At 65.2% G+C, this 16,168-nt stretch carries 20 protein-coding genes; 14 read left to right on the top strand and 6 right to left on the bottom strand.

Annotation, left to right across the window (positions count from 1 at the left end; translation table 11 throughout):
• Positions 1 to 67: 67 nt before the first annotated feature.
• From epsE to NMQ14_RS12110, 7 genes are all read left to right on the top strand, one after another.
• Entirely contained in the window at positions 68 to 871 is an 804-nt protein-coding gene (gene epsE, locus NMQ14_RS12080) for a polysaccharide export protein EpsE (RefSeq protein WP_257096490.1), read from the top strand.
• A 12-nt stretch (positions 872 to 883) separates the two neighbouring features.
• Positions 884 to 2,272 carry a chain length determinant protein EpsF gene (gene epsF / locus NMQ14_RS12085; RefSeq protein ID WP_257096495.1) on the top strand — a complete coding sequence of 463 codons (1,389 nt, stop codon included), beginning with the start codon at positions 884 to 886 and terminating at the stop codon, positions 2,270 to 2,272.
• A 13-nt stretch (positions 2,273 to 2,285) separates the two neighbouring features.
• A complete protein-coding gene (gene epsG, locus NMQ14_RS12090) occupies positions 2,286 to 3,149 on the top strand; it encodes a chain length determinant protein tyrosine kinase EpsG (protein WP_257096497.1) in 864 nt (287 codons plus the stop codon).
• 61 nt (positions 3,150 to 3,210) lie between these two features.
• Positions 3,211 to 4,080 (top strand): exosortase B, encoded by an 870-nt coding sequence (gene xrtB, locus NMQ14_RS12095; protein WP_257096646.1) that lies wholly within the window; start codon positions 3,211 to 3,213, stop codon positions 4,078 to 4,080.
• A 19-nt stretch (positions 4,081 to 4,099) separates the two neighbouring features.
• Positions 4,100 to 4,576 (top strand): tRNA adenosine(34) deaminase TadA, encoded by a 477-nt coding sequence (tadA, locus tag NMQ14_RS12100; protein ID WP_257096499.1) that lies wholly within the window; start codon positions 4,100 to 4,102, stop codon positions 4,574 to 4,576.
• Positions 4,576 to 5,055, top strand: coding sequence for a L,D-transpeptidase (locus NMQ14_RS12105; protein WP_257096501.1), 480 nt, complete (start codon positions 4,576 to 4,578; stop codon positions 5,053 to 5,055). The genes tadA and NMQ14_RS12105 overlap by 1 nt, the downstream gene beginning before the upstream one ends.
• The gene (locus NMQ14_RS12110) at positions 5,052 to 5,480 is read left to right on the top strand and encodes a GNAT family N-acetyltransferase (protein WP_257096503.1); all 429 of its coding nucleotides are present in this window, start codon (positions 5,052 to 5,054) and stop codon (positions 5,478 to 5,480) included. The genes NMQ14_RS12105 and NMQ14_RS12110 overlap by 4 nt, the downstream gene beginning before the upstream one ends.
• On the opposite strand, the gene NMQ14_RS12115 is transcribed toward NMQ14_RS12110, so the two are convergent.
• The 5 genes from NMQ14_RS12115 to NMQ14_RS12135 all read right to left on the bottom strand — a co-directional run bounded on the left by NMQ14_RS12115 (position 5,450) and on the right by NMQ14_RS12135 (position 9,806).
• Positions 5,450 to 5,854: a two-component system response regulator gene (locus NMQ14_RS12115; protein WP_257096505.1), complete on the bottom strand. Its 405-nt coding sequence runs from the start codon at positions 5,852 to 5,854 to the stop codon at positions 5,450 to 5,452. The two genes, NMQ14_RS12110 and NMQ14_RS12115, sit on opposite strands and share 31 nt — an antisense overlap.
• Positions 5,851 to 7,575: an ATP-binding protein gene (locus NMQ14_RS12120; RefSeq protein WP_257096507.1), complete on the bottom strand. Its 1,725-nt coding sequence runs from the start codon at positions 7,573 to 7,575 to the stop codon at positions 5,851 to 5,853. Before NMQ14_RS12120 ends, NMQ14_RS12115 begins: the two co-directional genes overlap by 4 nt.
• A 104-nt stretch (positions 7,576 to 7,679) precedes the next feature.
• On the bottom strand, positions 7,680 to 8,471 hold the full coding sequence (locus NMQ14_RS12125) for an NRDE family protein (RefSeq protein ID WP_257096509.1): 792 nt from the start codon (positions 8,469 to 8,471) through the stop codon (positions 7,680 to 7,682).
• 19 nt (positions 8,472 to 8,490) lie between these two features.
• A complete protein-coding gene (locus NMQ14_RS12130) occupies positions 8,491 to 8,784 on the bottom strand; it encodes a DUF4936 family protein (protein ID WP_257096511.1) in 294 nt (97 codons plus the stop codon).
• The gene (locus tag NMQ14_RS12135; RefSeq protein WP_257096513.1) at positions 8,784 to 9,806 is read right to left on the bottom strand and encodes a folate-binding protein YgfZ; all 1,023 of its coding nucleotides are present in this window, start codon (positions 9,804 to 9,806) and stop codon (positions 8,784 to 8,786) included. The genes NMQ14_RS12130 and NMQ14_RS12135 overlap by 1 nt, the downstream gene beginning before the upstream one ends.
• Before the next feature lie 111 nt (positions 9,807 to 9,917).
• Between NMQ14_RS12135 and mltG the strand changes: the two genes are divergently transcribed.
• From mltG to queF, 7 genes are read left to right on the top strand one after another with little or no spacing between them, the layout of a single operon-like run.
• Positions 9,918 to 10,931, top strand: a complete 1,014-nt coding sequence (gene mltG, locus NMQ14_RS12140) for an endolytic transglycosylase MltG (protein ID WP_257096515.1) — start codon at positions 9,918 to 9,920, stop codon at positions 10,929 to 10,931.
• Positions 10,932 to 10,969: 38 nt separating this feature from the next.
• Entirely contained in the window at positions 10,970 to 11,587 is a 618-nt protein-coding gene (tmk, locus tag NMQ14_RS12145) for a dTMP kinase (RefSeq protein WP_257096648.1), read from the top strand.
• Positions 11,588 to 11,602: 15 nt separating this feature from the next.
• Positions 11,603 to 12,640, top strand: a complete 1,038-nt coding sequence (gene holB / locus NMQ14_RS12150) for a DNA polymerase III subunit delta' (protein WP_257096516.1) — start codon at positions 11,603 to 11,605, stop codon at positions 12,638 to 12,640.
• Positions 12,641 to 12,686: 46 nt separating this feature from the next.
• Positions 12,687 to 13,052 (top strand): PilZ domain-containing protein, encoded by a 366-nt coding sequence (locus NMQ14_RS12155; RefSeq protein WP_257096517.1) that lies wholly within the window; start codon positions 12,687 to 12,689, stop codon positions 13,050 to 13,052.
• Positions 13,053 to 13,112: 60 nt separating this feature from the next.
• The gene (locus NMQ14_RS12160; RefSeq protein ID WP_257096518.1) at positions 13,113 to 13,910 is read left to right on the top strand and encodes a TatD family hydrolase; all 798 of its coding nucleotides are present in this window, start codon (positions 13,113 to 13,115) and stop codon (positions 13,908 to 13,910) included.
• Positions 13,907 to 14,542: an ankyrin repeat domain-containing protein gene (locus NMQ14_RS12165; protein WP_257096519.1), complete on the top strand. Its 636-nt coding sequence runs from the start codon at positions 13,907 to 13,909 to the stop codon at positions 14,540 to 14,542. Before NMQ14_RS12160 ends, NMQ14_RS12165 begins: the two co-directional genes overlap by 4 nt.
• Positions 14,542 to 15,390, top strand: a complete 849-nt coding sequence (queF, locus tag NMQ14_RS12170; RefSeq protein ID WP_257096520.1) for an NADPH-dependent 7-cyano-7-deazaguanine reductase QueF — start codon at positions 14,542 to 14,544, stop codon at positions 15,388 to 15,390. Before NMQ14_RS12165 ends, queF begins: the two co-directional genes overlap by 1 nt.
• Here the strand turns inward: queF and NMQ14_RS12175 are convergent.
• Positions 15,371 to 16,096: a uracil-DNA glycosylase gene (locus NMQ14_RS12175; RefSeq protein ID WP_257096521.1), complete on the bottom strand. Its 726-nt coding sequence runs from the start codon at positions 16,094 to 16,096 to the stop codon at positions 15,371 to 15,373. The two genes, queF and NMQ14_RS12175, sit on opposite strands and share 20 nt — an antisense overlap.
• Positions 16,097 to 16,168: the final 72 nt, after the last annotated feature.

A 16,168-nucleotide genomic window follows, 5' to 3' on the forward strand; every position in this document is an offset into this window, starting at 1 on the left:
TCCGGCCGCGCTTTCCGGCCCTCCTGCGGAGGGCTTCAGTCACCTTCATCACCTGGATAGGTCCACCATGACGAAGTTTTTGCGCCTGCTGTGTGCATTCTGGTTCAGCGCACTCCTGCTGCCGATGGCCCATGCGGTCGATGCCCGTGAATATGCGCTGGGTTCCGGCGACGTGGTCAGGGTGACCGTGTTCCAGAATCCCGATCTCACCGTTGAAACGCGGGTGACCGAGAACGGCAGCATCACCTATCCGCTGATCGGGGCGGTCAACGTGGGCGGCCTCACGCTACCGGCAACCGAGAAGTTGATCGCAGACAAGCTGCGCGAAGGCGGCTTCGTGCTGAAGCCTCAGGTCAACGTGCTGGTGCTGCAGATCCGCGGTAACCAGGTTTCGGTGCTCGGGCAGGTCAATCGTCCGGGGCGCTACCCGATCGAGATTGCAGGTACGACCGTAACCGACATCCTTGCGATCGCCGGTGGTGCGTCAGTCAATGGTGCTGACGTGGTGACGCTGGTCGGTACGCGCAACGGCGAGCCGTTCCGCAAGGAAATCGACGTGCCTTCGCTGTTCCAGCCGGACGGCATGAAATCGGACATCGCAGTGCAGGGCGGCGACATGGTTTACGTCCATCGCGCCCCGGTGTTTTACATCTATGGCGAGGTCAATCGCCCGGGGGCCTATCGCCTGGAGCGCGGCATGTCGGTCATGCAGGCGCTTGCCCAGGGTGGCGGCATCACGCTGCGCGGCACCGACAAGCGCATCCGGCTGCATCGCCGCAACGCATCGGGCCAGGTTGATACGATGGAACCCGAAATGGCGTTGCCACTGCAGAGTGATGATGTTGTGTATGTGCGCGAAAGCCTTTTCTGATCGGACGAATTCATGACTTTTCAGCAGTTTCTTCTGATTCTTCGCGCACGCTGGCTGGTCGGGCTGGCCGTGCTATTCGTGGTCATTGCAACGACCGTGGCGGTAAGTCTCGTTCTGCCCAAGCAGTACGAGTCGGCGGCGTCGGTGCTGATCGACGTAAAGTCGCCGGACCCCATTCTCGGTGTCACCCTGCCGGGGCTGGTGTCGCCGGGTTACATGGCGACGCAGATCGACATCGTGACCTCGGACCGCGTTGCACAGCGCGTCGTGCGCGTGCTCGGCTTCGAAAAAAGTGCGCAGGCGGTAGAACAGTGGCGCGAGGCGACCGAAGGCAAGGGCTCGATCGATGCCTACTTCGCCGAGTTGTTGAAGAAAAAGCTCGACGTGCGCCCGTCGCGTGAATCGAACGTGCTGTCGATCGCCTTTTCCGGCCAGGATCCGGCGTTTTCGGCAGCCGTGGCGAATGCCTTTGCCCAAGCCTACATCGACACCAATCTCGAACTGAAGATCGAGCCGGCCAAGCAATACGCCGCGTGGTTCTCGACTCAGTCAAAGTCGCTGCGCGAAGCGCTTGAACAGGCGCAGACCAAGTTGTCCGAATTCCAGCAGGAAACCGGCATCGTGAACACCGACGAGCGCCTGGACATCGAAAGTGCCCGTCTGGCCGAGCTGTCGAGCCAGTACACCGCGATCCAGGCGCAGCGCAGCGACAGCGCGTCACGCCAGGCACAGGTCAGCCAGTCGCAGATCGAAACACTGCCGGAAGTGCAGCAGAACTCGCTCATCATCGGGCTCAAGTCCGAGCTTGCACGCGGCGAGGCGCGCATGACCGACGCCAGCCAGCGCTTCGGACGCAATCATCCGGAGTACCAGCGCGCGCAGGGCGAAGTGGATTCGCTTCGTGCCAAGCTCGAAGCTGAAATGAAGAAGGTCGCCAGCACCCTGGGAACCAGCAACCGGGTGAACGTGCAGCGGGAAGCAGAGGTCAAGGCATCTCTGGCGGCACAGAAGGACAAGGTTCTGGAGCTGAAGAAGCAGCGTGACGATCTGGCGGTGCTCCAGCGCGAGGTCGAAAGTGCGCAGCGTGCCTACGATGCGGTGGCGCAGCGCTTCACGCAGACCAGCCTGGAAAGTCAGACCACCCAGACCAATATCGTCGTGCTGACGCCGGCCACGCCGCCGTTGGAACATTCCAGCCCGAACCTGCTGCTGAATACGCTGGTCGCCGTGTTCCTCGGCGTACTGCTGGCTGTCGGCACCGTGCTGCTGCTCGAACTGCTCGACCAGCGCATCCGCGGTGACGATGACCTGCAGCAGCTTCTCGGGGTGCCCGTACTGGGTCTGATCTCGACCGCCAAATTCGGCAAGGGCGCCAAGCGCGCCCGCGCAGCCGCTGCCTGAAGGACACTCCGGAATGAATGCATCCACTTCGCTCGACACCGGCTCCGGCCGGGCCATCGGCGCCATCCTGATCGACGCTGGCCGGCTCAGCCCGGATGGTGCGGAACGCATCCTGCGCGCGCAGCGCGATGGCGGCCTGCGCTTTGGCGACGCGGCCATCTCGCTCGGTCTGCTGAAGGAATCCGACATCCAGTTCGCGCTGTCGCGCCAGTTCGACTACCCCTTCCTGCAACCTGGCGAAAGCAGTGTCAGCGACGAGGTCGTCGCGGCCTACCGTCCCTTCACGCACCAGGTCGAAGAGTTGCGCGCGCTGCGCAGCCAGCTGATGCTGCGCTGGTTCGATGCCGAAGCCGAGCGCAAGACGCTGGCCATCGTCAGCCCGGAACGCGGCGAAGGGCGCAGCTTCATCGCCGCCAATCTGGCGGTGGTTTTTTCGCAGCTCGGCGAGCGTACGCTGCTGATCGACGCCGACATGCGCAATCCGCGCCAGCACACGATGTTTTCCGTCAGCAACCGGCTCGGCCTGTCGGAAACGTTGGCCGGACGCGGTGGTCCGGAAGCCGTGCAACGCGTGCCGGCGCTGCTCGACCTGTGCGTCATGCCGGCGGGTGCGGTGCCGCCGAATCCGCAGGAACTGCTTTCGCGACCGATGTTCAGCCAGCTGCTTGGCCAGCTGGCGAAGGATTTCGACGTGATCCTGATCGATACGCCGGCGGGGGCCGAGTATGCTGACGCACAGACCATCGCCGTGCGTGCCAGTGGCGCGCTGATGGTGGCGCGCAAGAACGTGAGCCGCGCTTCGCGCCTGCACCGTCTGGCTGACGAGCTGGTCACCGCGAGTGCCACCCTCGTGGGCTCGGTGATGAACGAGCCCTGATGTACCCGGTCGAAAGGCTTTACCGTCCGTGAATCTACCGTCCATGTCCTCCCAGTCTTCGATGCGGCTCGGCCTGCATGCCCTCTCTGCGGGCTGGGCGCCATTCTGGATCGTCATCGCAGGCATGGCGGCCATGTACGGGCCGAGCTTCCACGACCTGTTCAACGGTATCTGGGCCACAGATGAAAACGCGCATGGCCCGATCGTGCTTGCTGTTTCGCTGTGGCTGCTCTACACGAAGTGGAACGAAATCGCCGACAGCATCGAGTACGCCCCGGCGCCTGCGCTGGGCTGGCCGGTACTCGTATTTGCGCTGCTGCTCTACGCGCTCGGTCGTTCGCAGGACATCCTGATCTTCGAAATCGGCTCGCTGATTCCGCTGCTGGCGGGTCTGCTGCTGGTGTTCTTCGGCAAATCGACGCTGCTCAGGCTGTGGTTTCCGCTGTTCTTCATGCTGTTCATGATTCCGCTGCCCGGTGTGCTGGTCGACACCATCACGCAGCCGATGAAGATGGCGGTGTCGTGGGCGGCTGAACATCTGCTGTACGCCCTCGGTTACCCGATCGCACGCACCGGCGTCATCCTCGTCATCGGCCAGTACCAGTTGCTGGTGGCTGACGCCTGTGCCGGTCTGCATTCGCTGTTCACGCTGGAAGCGCTCGGCCTGCTCTACCTCAACCTGGTGAAGCACGATTCGCTGAGCCGCAACATCACGCTGGCCATCCTGATCGTCCCGATCTCGTTCTGCGCCAACGTCATCCGGGTCATCGTGCTGACGCTGATCACCTACCACTTCGGCGATGAGGCGGGGCAGGGCTTCCTGCACGGCTTTGCCGGCATGGTGCTGTTCATCAGCGCGCTCATCCTGATCATCGGCGTCGATTCAATGCTGCGCTTCGGCGTACGGGTGGCCGAGCCACGCGCCAGTTGAGCCCGGGCGGGCGGCACCAATGAGCAGCATCGAATCCGATCTCGCGTTCATGAACGAAGCGCTCGCGCTCGCGCGCGAAGCTGGTGCACTCGGTGAGGTACCGGTCGGCGCCGTTGTCGTGTGCGACGGTGAAATCGTCGGTCGTGGCTACAACCGCCCCATCATGGCGAACGATCCGACGGCACATGCCGAGGTAATGGCGCTGCGCGCCGCAGGTCAGGCGCTCGACAACTACCGCATGCCGGGCTGCACGCTGTACGTGACGCTCGAACCCTGTGCCATGTGCAGCGGCGCGATCCAGCATGCGCGCATCGCGCGCGTTGTGTTCGGTGCGCGCGATCTCAAGACCGGTGCCTGCGGCAGCGTGACCGACCTGTTTGCAGAAGCGCGCCTGAATCACCACGCGACGGTCGAATCCGGTCTGCTCGAAGCGGAATGCGGCCGTCTGCTCAGCGATTTCTTCGCCGCCCGGCGGCGTCGCACCGACACCGCCTGATGCGCCTGTCGCTCGACATTCCCACGCAGTGGATGCAACTGTACGACGATCGTGACGTGCTGATCCGTCGCTACCGGGTGTCTACGGCGCGCAATGGCAGTGGTGAGCAGCGAGGCAGTTACTGCACACCGCGCGGACGCCACATCATCCGCGCGCGCATAGGTGGTGGTTCGCCGTCCAATACCGTTTTCGTGCGGCGCCGCCCGACCGGCGAATGCTGGTCGCCCGAGCTCGCGGCCAGTCACCCCGGCCGCGACTGGATACTGACCCGCATCCTCTGGCTGTCCGGTTGCGAGCCGGGCTTCAACCGTCTGGGCGAGGTCGATACGATGCGCCGCTTCATCTACCTGCACGGCAGTCCGGACACGGCGGAGATGGGGGTGCCCGGGTCGATCGGCTGCGTGCGCATGCGCAATCGCGACATCATCGAACTGTTCGATCTGGTGCCGGCCGGCACCCCGGTGGATATCCGCGATTGAGCGCGCTCACCGTCGTCGTCGGCGACTGGACGTCACTCGAGCCGGCGCTCCGGACGGTGCGCGAGGCGGTGTTCATCCTTGAACAGGGGATTCCGGCCGAGCTGGAGTGGGACGCCGATGACGCAACCAGCCGGCATGCACTGGCCTGCATCGATGGCGCGCCGGTGGCCTGCGGACGCCTGCTGCCGGACGGACACATCGGGCGCATGGCCGTGCGGGCGGCCTGGCGCGGCCAGGGGATCGGTCGGGCCATTCTCGATGCGCTCATCGATTCGGCGCAGCAGGTCGGCATGCCCTTGCTGCAACTGCACGCGCAGATGCACGCAACCGGCTTCTACGAAAAGGCAGGCTTCGCCGCCGAGGGGCCACCGTTCGACGAGATCGGCATCGAGCATCAGAGGATGGTGCGCACCCTGGTCAGCTGAGGCAGCGTTTCGTCCTCCAGCGGCTTCACGATGAAATCGGTGACCCGCGCGTAACCCATCGCGCGTTCGCGCTCGTGATCGAGTGGCGACGAACTGAGCATGCAGATGCGCGCATCGCCCTGCTGATCGTCGGGCAGCTGATGAAAGCGGTCGAGAAATTCGAAACCGTCCATGCGCGGCATGTTGATGTCGAGCAGAACGAGATCGACATCGTGGAACGGGTGGTCGGCGAACCACGCAAGCGCCTGTTCCGCCCATTCGAATACCTTCACGCGCAAAGCCAGACCGGAACGTTCCAGCAGCAGGCCGTGAAAGTAATTGTCGGCTTCGCTGTCGTCAATCAGCATGATGGTGCGCAGCTGCGGCGGGTTCATGCGGCGGCCATCCGGGGCGGCATGGCCGGCAGACAGGCCGACAGCGGCAGCGCAAGTACGAAACAGCTGCCGCGGCCTTCTTCCGACTCCACATAAAGCCGCGCACCGTGCATGTCGGCAATGCGCCGGCTCAACGCAAGGCCAAGACCGGTGCCTTCGAACTCCGAACGCGCGTGCAGACGCTGGAACACGCCGAAAATCTTTTCGTGAAAGCCGTCCGCAATGCCGATGCCGTTGTCGATCACCTGGATGCGCAGCTCGTGCTCATCCGATTCGGCCCGGATGCTGATGACCGGGGCTTCGCCCGGCCGGTGGAACTTCAGCGCATTGCTCACCAGGTTCTGCAGCAGCAGGCCCAGCAGGGTCCGGTCGCCGCGCACCGCCGGCAGCGGGGCCACGTGCAGCGTGGCGCCAGCCTTTTCGATCGCATCGGACAGTACCTGCCGGGTGTCTTCGAGGCTTTCATTCAGGTCCACGCGGTCAAGCCGCGCTTCGCTGTTGTCGATGCGCACGAAGGAAAGCAGGTCATTGACCAGCGTGCGCAGGCGCTCTCCGCCGCGCAGGATGAAATCGATGTAGCGGTCGATGCGCTCGCTGTCCGCCTCATGCCGGTCGCGCGCCAGCAGCTTGGCAAAGTTGAGGATGGAGTTGATCGGCTCGCGCAGGTCGTGTGAGGCGACATGCACGAACTGCTGCAGCCCCATGTTGCTGCGCTCGAGTTCGTCCAGCGTCCGGCGCAGGTGTTCTTCCGCTTCGAGCCGGGCCGTGATGTCTTCACCCATGCCGAGCAGGCCGATGCCGATGCCGCGTTCATCGACCAGCCGCGTGGTGTGCCATGCCACCGTACGGAATTGCCCGTCCGACGTCATCACCCGGCCGTGGAAACGACGCGATCTGTCGCTTCCGGCCTCAATCAGGCCGCTGAAGAACTCACGGGCGGCGGCACGTTCCTGCGCCGGGAAGCACAGGTCGAACCAGTCCTCGCCGCGCAACGAACTGCTCGGCCGGCGCAAAACCTCGCCGGTGCGGCAGTTGGAGCGCTCGATCCGGCCTGCCGCGTCGGTGACCACCATCATGTTGCCGGCGACGTCGAAATACAATTCCGCCCGGTCGCGTGCCTGCTGCAGTTCGCGCGTGCGCAGGGCAACCAGCGTCAGCATTTCCTCGTTGAAGCGCTGCAACTGCTGCTCGAACAGCGATTGGCGTGCGGTAGCTTCCTGCAGCGCAATCACCTTTTCGCGCAAACGGATCTGCGCGACGACCTGGCGCGCCAGCACGTTGAGCGCGTCGCGCTGTGCAGCATCGAGCGAGCGCGGTACCACGTCCAGCACGCAAAGGGTGCCGATCCGTTGTCCGGCGCCGATGTCGAGCGGAGCGCCGGCATAGAAGCGCAAGCCCGGTGCTCCGGTCACCAGGGGATTGTCGTGGAAGCGCTCGTCGTCCCGGGCGTCTCCGACCACGAATACGTCGGAACCGAGTATGGCATGGGCGCAGAACGCCATGTCGCGCGGTGTCTCGGAAGCGGTGACACCCATGCGCGACTTGAACCATTGCCGGTCCTTGTCGACCAGACTGATTATGGCCATCGGCGTGCCGCAGATCTGCGAAGCCAGACGCGTCAGGTCATCGAACGAAGGTTCGGCAGGCGTATCGAGCAGCGCTGTAGCGTTCAGCGCGGCCAGTCGTTCAGCTTCTCCTGGGGGCAGGGGTGCGGCAATCATTGGGCAAGGTCTTGAAGCGGGGACACGATCACGACAATGTGCATTTTCGACATTGTGAAGACAAAACTTGATTGCACGCGCATGAATTGAGGCGTTACGGGCCTTCAACGGTGCAGATTGAAGCGCGATGCACCCTGATACCTGCCGCGGCAGCCGTAGCGTCGCTCTTCGACACACAGGTGTCGATCGGTCAGTTGCAGCAGAGTGCCTGATCGTGTGCCGTACTCGTCGCCGCTGATGAAAACCGGTGACAGCCGCCGTTCCCATTCGATGCCGACGCCGGTGTCAGGCAGGTCGGCGTCGTCGGCCGGTGTATCGTCGGCGAGCAGGGCGAAAGCCTTGTCAGTGAGCGAAGCGAACGTCGGCGCCTCATCAGCTTCCGGCGTGCCCGGCATCCGTGAAAGGCCGTCGCGCGCCCGGACCAGTTTGGGCCACGGCGTGCCCGGCAGGTGATTGGACACGGCGTGCAGGCCCGGTTCAAGCGTGCGCAGGCTGACCTTGCCGTCGCCCGGGTGACCGATCCATAGCAGCGAGTTGCCGTCGCACAGCAGCAGATTGAAGCCGTTGTAGTCACCACCGGTGTGACGCAGCGTGTCCGCGTATTCCGGTCCGCTCGCCTGCCCGGTCAGGAAATCCGATACCAGCAGGCCGCGCGAGCGGGCGTCCGCGCGCTGCGCGGACGGATCGCGGAAATTGGTCAGCGCGGCAAAGCGGCCATTGCGGGTGACACCCATCCAGGTGCCGCCGGATTGCAGATCGCGGCCGGCCAGCACGTCCGGCGCGTCCGGCCAGAAGGCCAGCGGTGCCGTCGGGCGGCGATGAAATTCGTCGCGATTGGCGATGACCAGGAGCGGCATGTCGGGCCGCACCCGCCAGCCGAGCGCGATCAGGCACATGACGGGATTGTCCGGCCGCTCATCCGGGCGCGCGGAAACGTTCCATGTGGCGCCGGCTGCCTTCGGCCAGCAGTTCGAACAGACCGTGGCGGAACGCGTGACTGCCCAGTTCGATCTCGAATTCGTACTGGTCGCTGACGCCTTCGTAGCTTTCCATCCAGGTCGACGGGTCATCGAGCCGGCGCCGCACCCGGCCGGCGATGCCGGTCGCTGCGTGCAGCGAGGCCTGCATGGTGGCGAGCGCCGCCAGCAGTTCGGCTTCGCGCCCGGCTTCAATGCGGTAATAGACGAAGTAGTCGATGCGCACGGCCATCACTCGCCCAGCGAGTAGGGCATCGGCAGCAGCGTCAGCGCCGTGCCATCCGGGCTGGCCAGCTTCACCGCGCCGGCGGTCGTGCTCGACATCTGGATCACGGCCAGCAGTTCACAGCCGCCATCCGGATGGGCGACCGCATCGACCACTTCGCCGCAGGCCTGATCGTTCGTGTCGGCGCCATACACCGGTGTTCCGGCCGGCGGCGGCGGGCAGTCGGCCTGCGCGCGGTACATGCGTCGCTTGAGCTTGCCGAGATACTGAGTACGGGCGACGATTTCCTGCCCCGGATAGCAGCCCTTCTTGAAATTGACGCCGCCGGTCAGTTCGAAGTTGACCATTTGCGGCACGAAGGACTCCTGCGTTTCCGGCCACACGCTGACCAGACCGTCGCGGATGTCGAAACGCCGCCAGACCGGGGTGCCGGCGGGTGTTGCGTGCGCCGACAGCGCGCTCCACAACGGTGCGAGACGTTCCGTCGGCAGCACGATTTCGAATCTGTCCCCGGCCAGTTTGAGTACCGTCACGTCGTCGGTGCCGGCTGTGGTCATGACATCCGCAGGCACCGTCAGCCCGGCTGCAACCAGGGCGGCGACGGCGTTGCCGCCGGCCAGTCCGAGTGCGGGGCGCGCGGCGCTGCTGTCCGAAAGCGTCACCTTCGAGCGCAGCACATACATCGACAGCTTCTTGCGCATCGGTTCGGCCAGCGCTGTCGGCAACTGCACGACCACGGCGCTGCCCTCGCGCCAGATCGTGAATGCGGCCAGCAGACGTCCCTTCGCGCTGCAGAAGCCGGCGAGCCGCGCGGTGTCGGCCGGCAGGCCCTTGACGTCCTGCGTCAGCAGGTTGTGCAGGAAGGCCGAGGCGTCCTCGCCGTCGGCGTGCAGGCGCGACAGGTGGCTCAGCGGCACGAGCACGGTGGCGTCATGCGCCGCGCGCATTTCGGCGGCGGCATCCTGCATGGCCGGAAACTGGCCATCGTTGGCCACAGTGCCGGCCGGGAGAAGATCGGTGAAGGTCATGGTAGGCGGAAACGGAAGTCAGGCGGTTGATGCTGAAGGTCGGCGACCACGTAGGAGAGGTTAACATATGCGACCCGGCGTGCTGCGCCGCCCGCCAAACGCCTTTTCCGCATGATCCGTGTTCTCGTCCGTCTCGCCCTGCTTGCGCTGGTCGCAGCGCTCGCTGCCGTCGCTGCGCTGGCGTGGTATGCCCAGCGTCCGCTGGTCTGGGACGGCGAGGCGGTCGAATTCACGCTGCGCCCCGGAACGGCCCTGCGTCAGGCGACGCGTCAGATTGCCGCAGCCGGTGTGCCGGTCGAGCCGGCCCTGCTGGGGCTGATCGGGCGGGTGGCCGTTGACGGCACGAAGCTTCAGGCAGGCAGCTATGCCTTCCGCAGCGGGCTGACGCCGGTCGAACTGCTCGAAATGATGACGCGCGGCGACGTGACGTTGCGCGAAGTGCGTCTGATCGAAGGCTGGACCTGGCGTCAGGCACGCGCGGCACTGGCGGCGCACCCGGATCTGCTGCAAGAGGGGGCGGCGCTGGATGACGCGCAGCTGCTCGCGCGCATCGGCAGCGATGCGCCATTCGCCGAAGGCTGGTTTTTCCCCGACACCTATCTGTTTGCCAGCGGCGACAGTGATCTTTCGGTGCTCAGACGTGCACATCACGCGATGCAGGCACAGCTCGCGCAGGCGTGGCAGAACCGCCCGGCCGATCTGCCTTATCACTCGCCGCAGGACGCGCTGATCATGGCGTCCATCATCGAAAAGGAAACCGGTACCGCCACCGACCGGCCGATGATCGCCTCGGTGTTCGTCAATCGCCTGCGCGTCGGCATGCCGCTGCAGACCGATCCGACCGTGATCTATGGTCTGGGCGAGCGCTTCGACGGCAATCTCACACGCGCCCATCTGCGTGCAGACACGCCGTACAACACCTATACCCGGGGCGGCTTGCCGCCAACCCCGATCGCGTTGCCCGGCCGGGCGGCGATCGATGCCGCCCTCAATCCGGCGCCCAGCCCCTACTATTACTTCGTCGCACGCGGCGACGGCAGCAGCGAGTTTTCGCGCACGCTGGCCGAACACAATCGCGCCGTCGACCGCTATCAGCGTCGTCCGGCGAGGAGCGAACGCAAATGAACGCAACCCGGATGAACGCAGACGAGGCCGCCCTACAGATGCAGACACACCGTTTCATCACTTTCGAAGGCATGGATGGCGCCGGCAAGAGCACCCAGATCGCCCACGCGGCGGACTGGTTGCGCACGCGCGGCGAGTCCGTGCTGCTGACCCGCGAGCCGGGCGGCACGCCACTGGGTGAGTCGCTGCGCGCATTGCTGCTGCACGAAGCCATGCATGCCGATACCGAGGCCCTGCTGATGTTCGCCGCCCGTCGCGAACATCTGGCACAGGTGATCGAGCCGGCGCTGGCGCGTGGCGAGTGGGTGTTGTGTGACCGTTACACCGACGCCAGCTTCGCCTATCAGGGCGGCGGCCGGGGCATCGAGGCGGCCCGTCTCGGCGTGCTGGAGCAGTGGGTCCAGCGCGGTCTGCAGCCGGGCCTGACGCTGCTGTTCGATCTGCCGTGCGAAGTCGCGGCGCAGCGTCTGGCGGCGAGTGGCGGCGACCCGGATCGATTCGAGAGCGAGCAGGCCGACTTCTTCAACCGCGTACGGGCGGCCTATCTTGAACGGGCCACCGCCGAGGCCGTGCGCATTCGCGTCATCGATGCTTCAGCGAGCCCGGACATGGTCTCGATTCAACTCGAAGAAATACTTTCAAAGTATTGTAATTAAATGATTCATGATTGGTTGAAGCCACAGTGGAATCAGGTGCTCGCCGGCGCGGACCGCATGCCGCACGCGCTGTTGCTGGCCGGCCCGTCCGGTGTCGGCAAGCGCGAATTCGCCGAGGCGCTGGCGGCACGCATGTTGTGCGAGCGCGCCAGAGGCGCTGAAACCGCCTGTGGTGCGTGTGCGTCCTGCGTGCTGATCACGACCGACAATCATCCTGATCTGCTGACGGTACGCCCGGAAGCGCTCGACGACGAAGCGGGCGAGGGCGATGACGCAGAGGACGGCGAAGGCGGCAAGGCGAAGTCGAAACTGATCCGCATCGCGCAGGTACGCGCCGTCATCGAACGGCTCGGCGTGGGATCGCACCAGGGGGGCTACCGCGTGGTGCTGCTGTATCCGGCCGAAGCCATGCTGTCCGAATCCGCCAATTCACTTCTCAAGGTACTTGAAGAGCCGCCCGTAAATACATTGTTTTTATTGATTTCAGACCGGCCTAGAAATTTGCTGCCGACGATACGCAGCCGTACCCGTCTGCTGCCCTTTCACTTGCCGCCGATCGACCAGTCGATGGCCTGGCTCAAGGCTCAGGGCATTGCGCAGGCGGCCGATGCGCTGGCGCTGTGTGCCGGCGCGCCACTGCATGCACGCGATCTCGCCACCTCAAAAGACGCTCAAATTCAAGGCCAGTTTGTCGATGATGTATCGAGGCTCGCCATCGACGCACCGCTGGACGTGGCGGCGCGCTGGGCCGGCTGGCTGCAGGGCCGCAAGAAGGGCGAGCCCGGGCTGACCGACCTGCCGACGCTGGTGACCTGGCTGCAGCGCTGGATGGCCGATCTGGTCATGCAGTCGACCGCTGGCGCACCGCGCGTGTTCGTGGCGCGTCAGGCGGCGTTGCAAGCGCTTGCACAACGCAGCGATGTCGCGACCGTGCTGCGTGGGTACAATGAATTGCTGAAAGTCCGGGCGCTGGCGCATCACCCGCTGAATGCCCGGCTGTTCGTGGAAGACATGCTGCTGCGTTACGCCAGATTGTTCCGGGCGCCACGCTGAGCGAAACTTGATGTACTTGATGTCAGCAGACCCCGGGACAACAGGAATGAGCGAACCGCAGGTCACGTCGGGCAACCGCCGCAGCGTACTGTCACTCGCCGTCAGTTCGAAATCGGTGCTGTACGCCGCCTACATGCCCTTCCTGAAGGGCGGCGGGATATTCCTGCCGACCAACCGCGTCTACAAGATCGGAGACGAGGTGTTCCTGCTGCTCCAGTTGATGGACGATCCGGCCAAGCTGCCGATCCAGGGCACCGTTGCGTGGGTGACGCCGCCGGATGCGCAGGGCGGCAAGCAGCAGGGCATCGGCCTGCGCTTCGGCGACGACGACAGCAGCAAGGCTGCGCGCGCCAAGATCGAATCCGTCATCGGCAGCCATCTGGCGTCCACGCGGCAGACACACACGCTTTGACCGGGTCGCCCGTGCGCGGCCCGGGCGACCCCAACGAATACGTTTTTTTCCGGTTCTTCAATGTTCATCGATTCCCATTGCCACATCGACTTTCCCGACCTGGCCGTCCGCGAGGACGAACTGATCGCCAACATGCGTACGCAGCAGGTCAGTCATGCGCTGTGCGTGTCGGTCAATATCGAACAGTGGCCGCGCGTCACCGCGATGGCGGGCCGGCACGACAATGTGTTCGCCTCGCTGGGCGTGCATCCGGACTATGAAGACGTGACCGAGCCCGATGTCGCGCAGCTGGTGAAGCTGTCCGACCACCCGCGCGTCGTGGCGATCGGCGAAACCGGGCTGGATTACTTCCGCCTGACTGGTGACCTCGAGTGGCAGCGCGCGCGCTTCCGCACCCACATCCGCGCTGCGCGCGAATGCGGCAAGCCGCTGATCATCCACACCCGATCGGCGGCCGAAGACACGCTGGCCATCATGCGCGATGAGAAGGCGCACGAGGTCGGTGGCGTCATGCACTGTTTCACCGAATCGCTGGAGGTGGCCGAAGCGGCGATCGACATGGGTTTCTGCATTTCCTTTTCCGGCATCGTCACGTTCAAGAACGCGCAGTCGCTGCGTGATGTGGCCAGGGCCATTCCGGCGCGCGCCATGCTGATCGAAACCGATTCGCCCTACCTCGCGCCGGTGCCCTACCGCGGCAAGATGAACGAGCCGTCCTTCGTGCCGCACGTGGCGGCCGAACTGGCGCGCGTGCGCGACATGTCGCTCGATGACGTCGCCCGCGTCACCAGCGACAACTTCTTCCGCGTGTTCAGCGACGCTGCGCGGCTGGCCGGTCGCCTCGGAGTGGCGGCATGAAGACACTGCGCATCGTGGTGCTGAGCACCTGCCTCGCAGCGACCAGCGGCGTGCTGGGCGCCGCCTACGATGACCTGATCAATGCCGCCAATCTGGGCGACGCACGTACCGTGGCTGCCTTCGTCGATCGCGGGCTGGATGTGAATTCGGTCGATCCGCGCGGCGAAACGCTGCTGATCATCGCCTCGCGCGCCGGTCACCTTGATCTGGTCAAGGCGCTGCTCGACCGCCGTGCCAGGCTCGAAGCCGTCAATGCGGTCGGCGAAACCGCACTTGCGGTGGCGGCGTACAACGGTCACGCCGAAGTGGTCGACCTGCTGCTGGCGAAGGGTGCCGACCCGGTCAATACACAGGGCTGGTCGGCGCTGCATTACGCCGCCATGCAGGGTCACAGCGCGCCGCTGAAGGCGCTGATCGCCCGCGGCGCACCGGTCGATGCACTGGCGCCGAATGGCGCGACCGCATTGATGCTGGCTGCGCGCAGCAACAACATCGACACCGTGCGCGTGCTGCTGGCGGCGCGTGCCGATGCCCGGGTGCGCGGGCGCGACGGCGAAACGGCGGTCGACTGGGCCCTGAAGGTCGGCAATACCGATGCGGCGGCGCTGATCCGCAAGTCGATGGGGCCGTGATGGACGACGAACGCCAGTTGCCATCGCATTCGCCGCTCGGGCGCAGCTCCGACTACCCGGACCGCTACGACGCCGGGCTGCTGTTTCCGATGCAGCGCACCGCCTCGCGCCAGTCGCTCGGTCTGCTGCAGGCCCACACGCTGCCGTTTTCCGGCATCGATCGCTGGCACGCGTGGGAAGTATCCTGGCTGGACCCGCACGGCAAACCGCAGGTGGCGATCGGCCGCTTCGACATTCCGGCAGACAGCCTGTGCATGGTCGAATCCAAATCGCTGAAGCTCTACCTGAACAGCTACAACAACGAGCGCATGGTGTCGCGCGAAGCGGTGCGGGCGCTGATCGAAACCGATCTGTCGGCGGCCTGCCAGTCGGGTGTGATGGTCGAACTGTATGCGCTCGACGCCTTGCCGGCGCTGGTCGGGGAGCAGGGTGGCGCACTGCCGGGTGACTCGATCGATGGGCCGGAGCTGAGTTTCGATTGCTACCAGCCGGACGCGTCATGGCTGTCGGCGGGCGGTGATCCGGTCGAGGAGTGCCTGCGCTCCGACCTGCTGAAAACCAACTGTCCGGTCACGCTGCAGCCGGACTGGGCGACCCTGATGGTGCGTTACCGGGGCCCGCGCATCGATCGCGAGGGCCTGCTGCGCTATGTCGTGTCCTTCCGCAACCACGCCGATTTCCACGAACACTGCGTCGAGCGGATCTATATGGATCTGTTGCAGCGCTGCCGGCCCGAGCGTCTGACGGTCAACGCCTTCTACACGCGGCGCGGCGGGCTGGACATCAACCCCTGGCGCAGCAATTTCGAACAGCCGGACGGGCGCTTCGTCAAACTTGCCCGTCAGTGAGCCGTTCGCGCAGCGCGCTGACCGCCGCGCGGAATTCGGGCGCACCGCCGTAACTGGGGTGACGCGCCGGCAGTGCGTCGATGCCCATGTCGGCCAGGCTGGCCTGGCAGATGCGGCCGATCGCCAGTCGCGGCACGCCAGGAAAAAGCGCGAGGAACTGTTCCAGCAGGGGCCGCAGCGCGCGCCGCTCGGTCACGCTGGGCGCGCGATTGGTCAGCGGCTGGTCGGGCAGGTGAGGATGATAGGCGACCGCATTCCACAGCACGAAGTCGCGCGCCGGCCAGCGCTGGTCGCGCATCGCGCCCCACACGATGCTGGCGGTGCGTTCCAGCATGCCGTCGCGGTTCTTCAGCTGCGGCAGCTCGCGGCTGGTGCGCCGGAAACCGCCGTCGAAATAGTCATCAAAACAATCGTCGCCACGCCCTTCGGCACAGCGCGCCAGCACGTCGCGTTCGCTGGTCATCGCCATGCCGGAGAATTTGGCGCCGCTGTAACTGGGGGCCTCGGCGATCAGCAACACGCGGGCGCGGCCGAGCCGGGCCGCCAGGTAGCGATGCAGTTGGTCGGCACGGATCTGCGGGGCGTCCGGCGAGCAGTCGTGTACCGGGTCGTGGTCGCCCCACGGGTTGAACATCGTGCGCGGGTCGGGAATCAGCGCGCCGGCGACGACTGCGGTCACGAAATTGTCGAGATCGTTTGCGGACATCGAAGGTCTCACCGGCCGGACACGAAAGGCGCGCATTGTGCATGACAAGCACCCGCACGGAAAATTGAAAGC

The sequence above is a fragment of the Methyloversatilis sp. XJ19-13 genome, from assembly GCF_024580155.1.
Taxonomy (GTDB): domain Bacteria; phylum Pseudomonadota; class Gammaproteobacteria; order Burkholderiales; family Rhodocyclaceae; genus Methyloversatilis.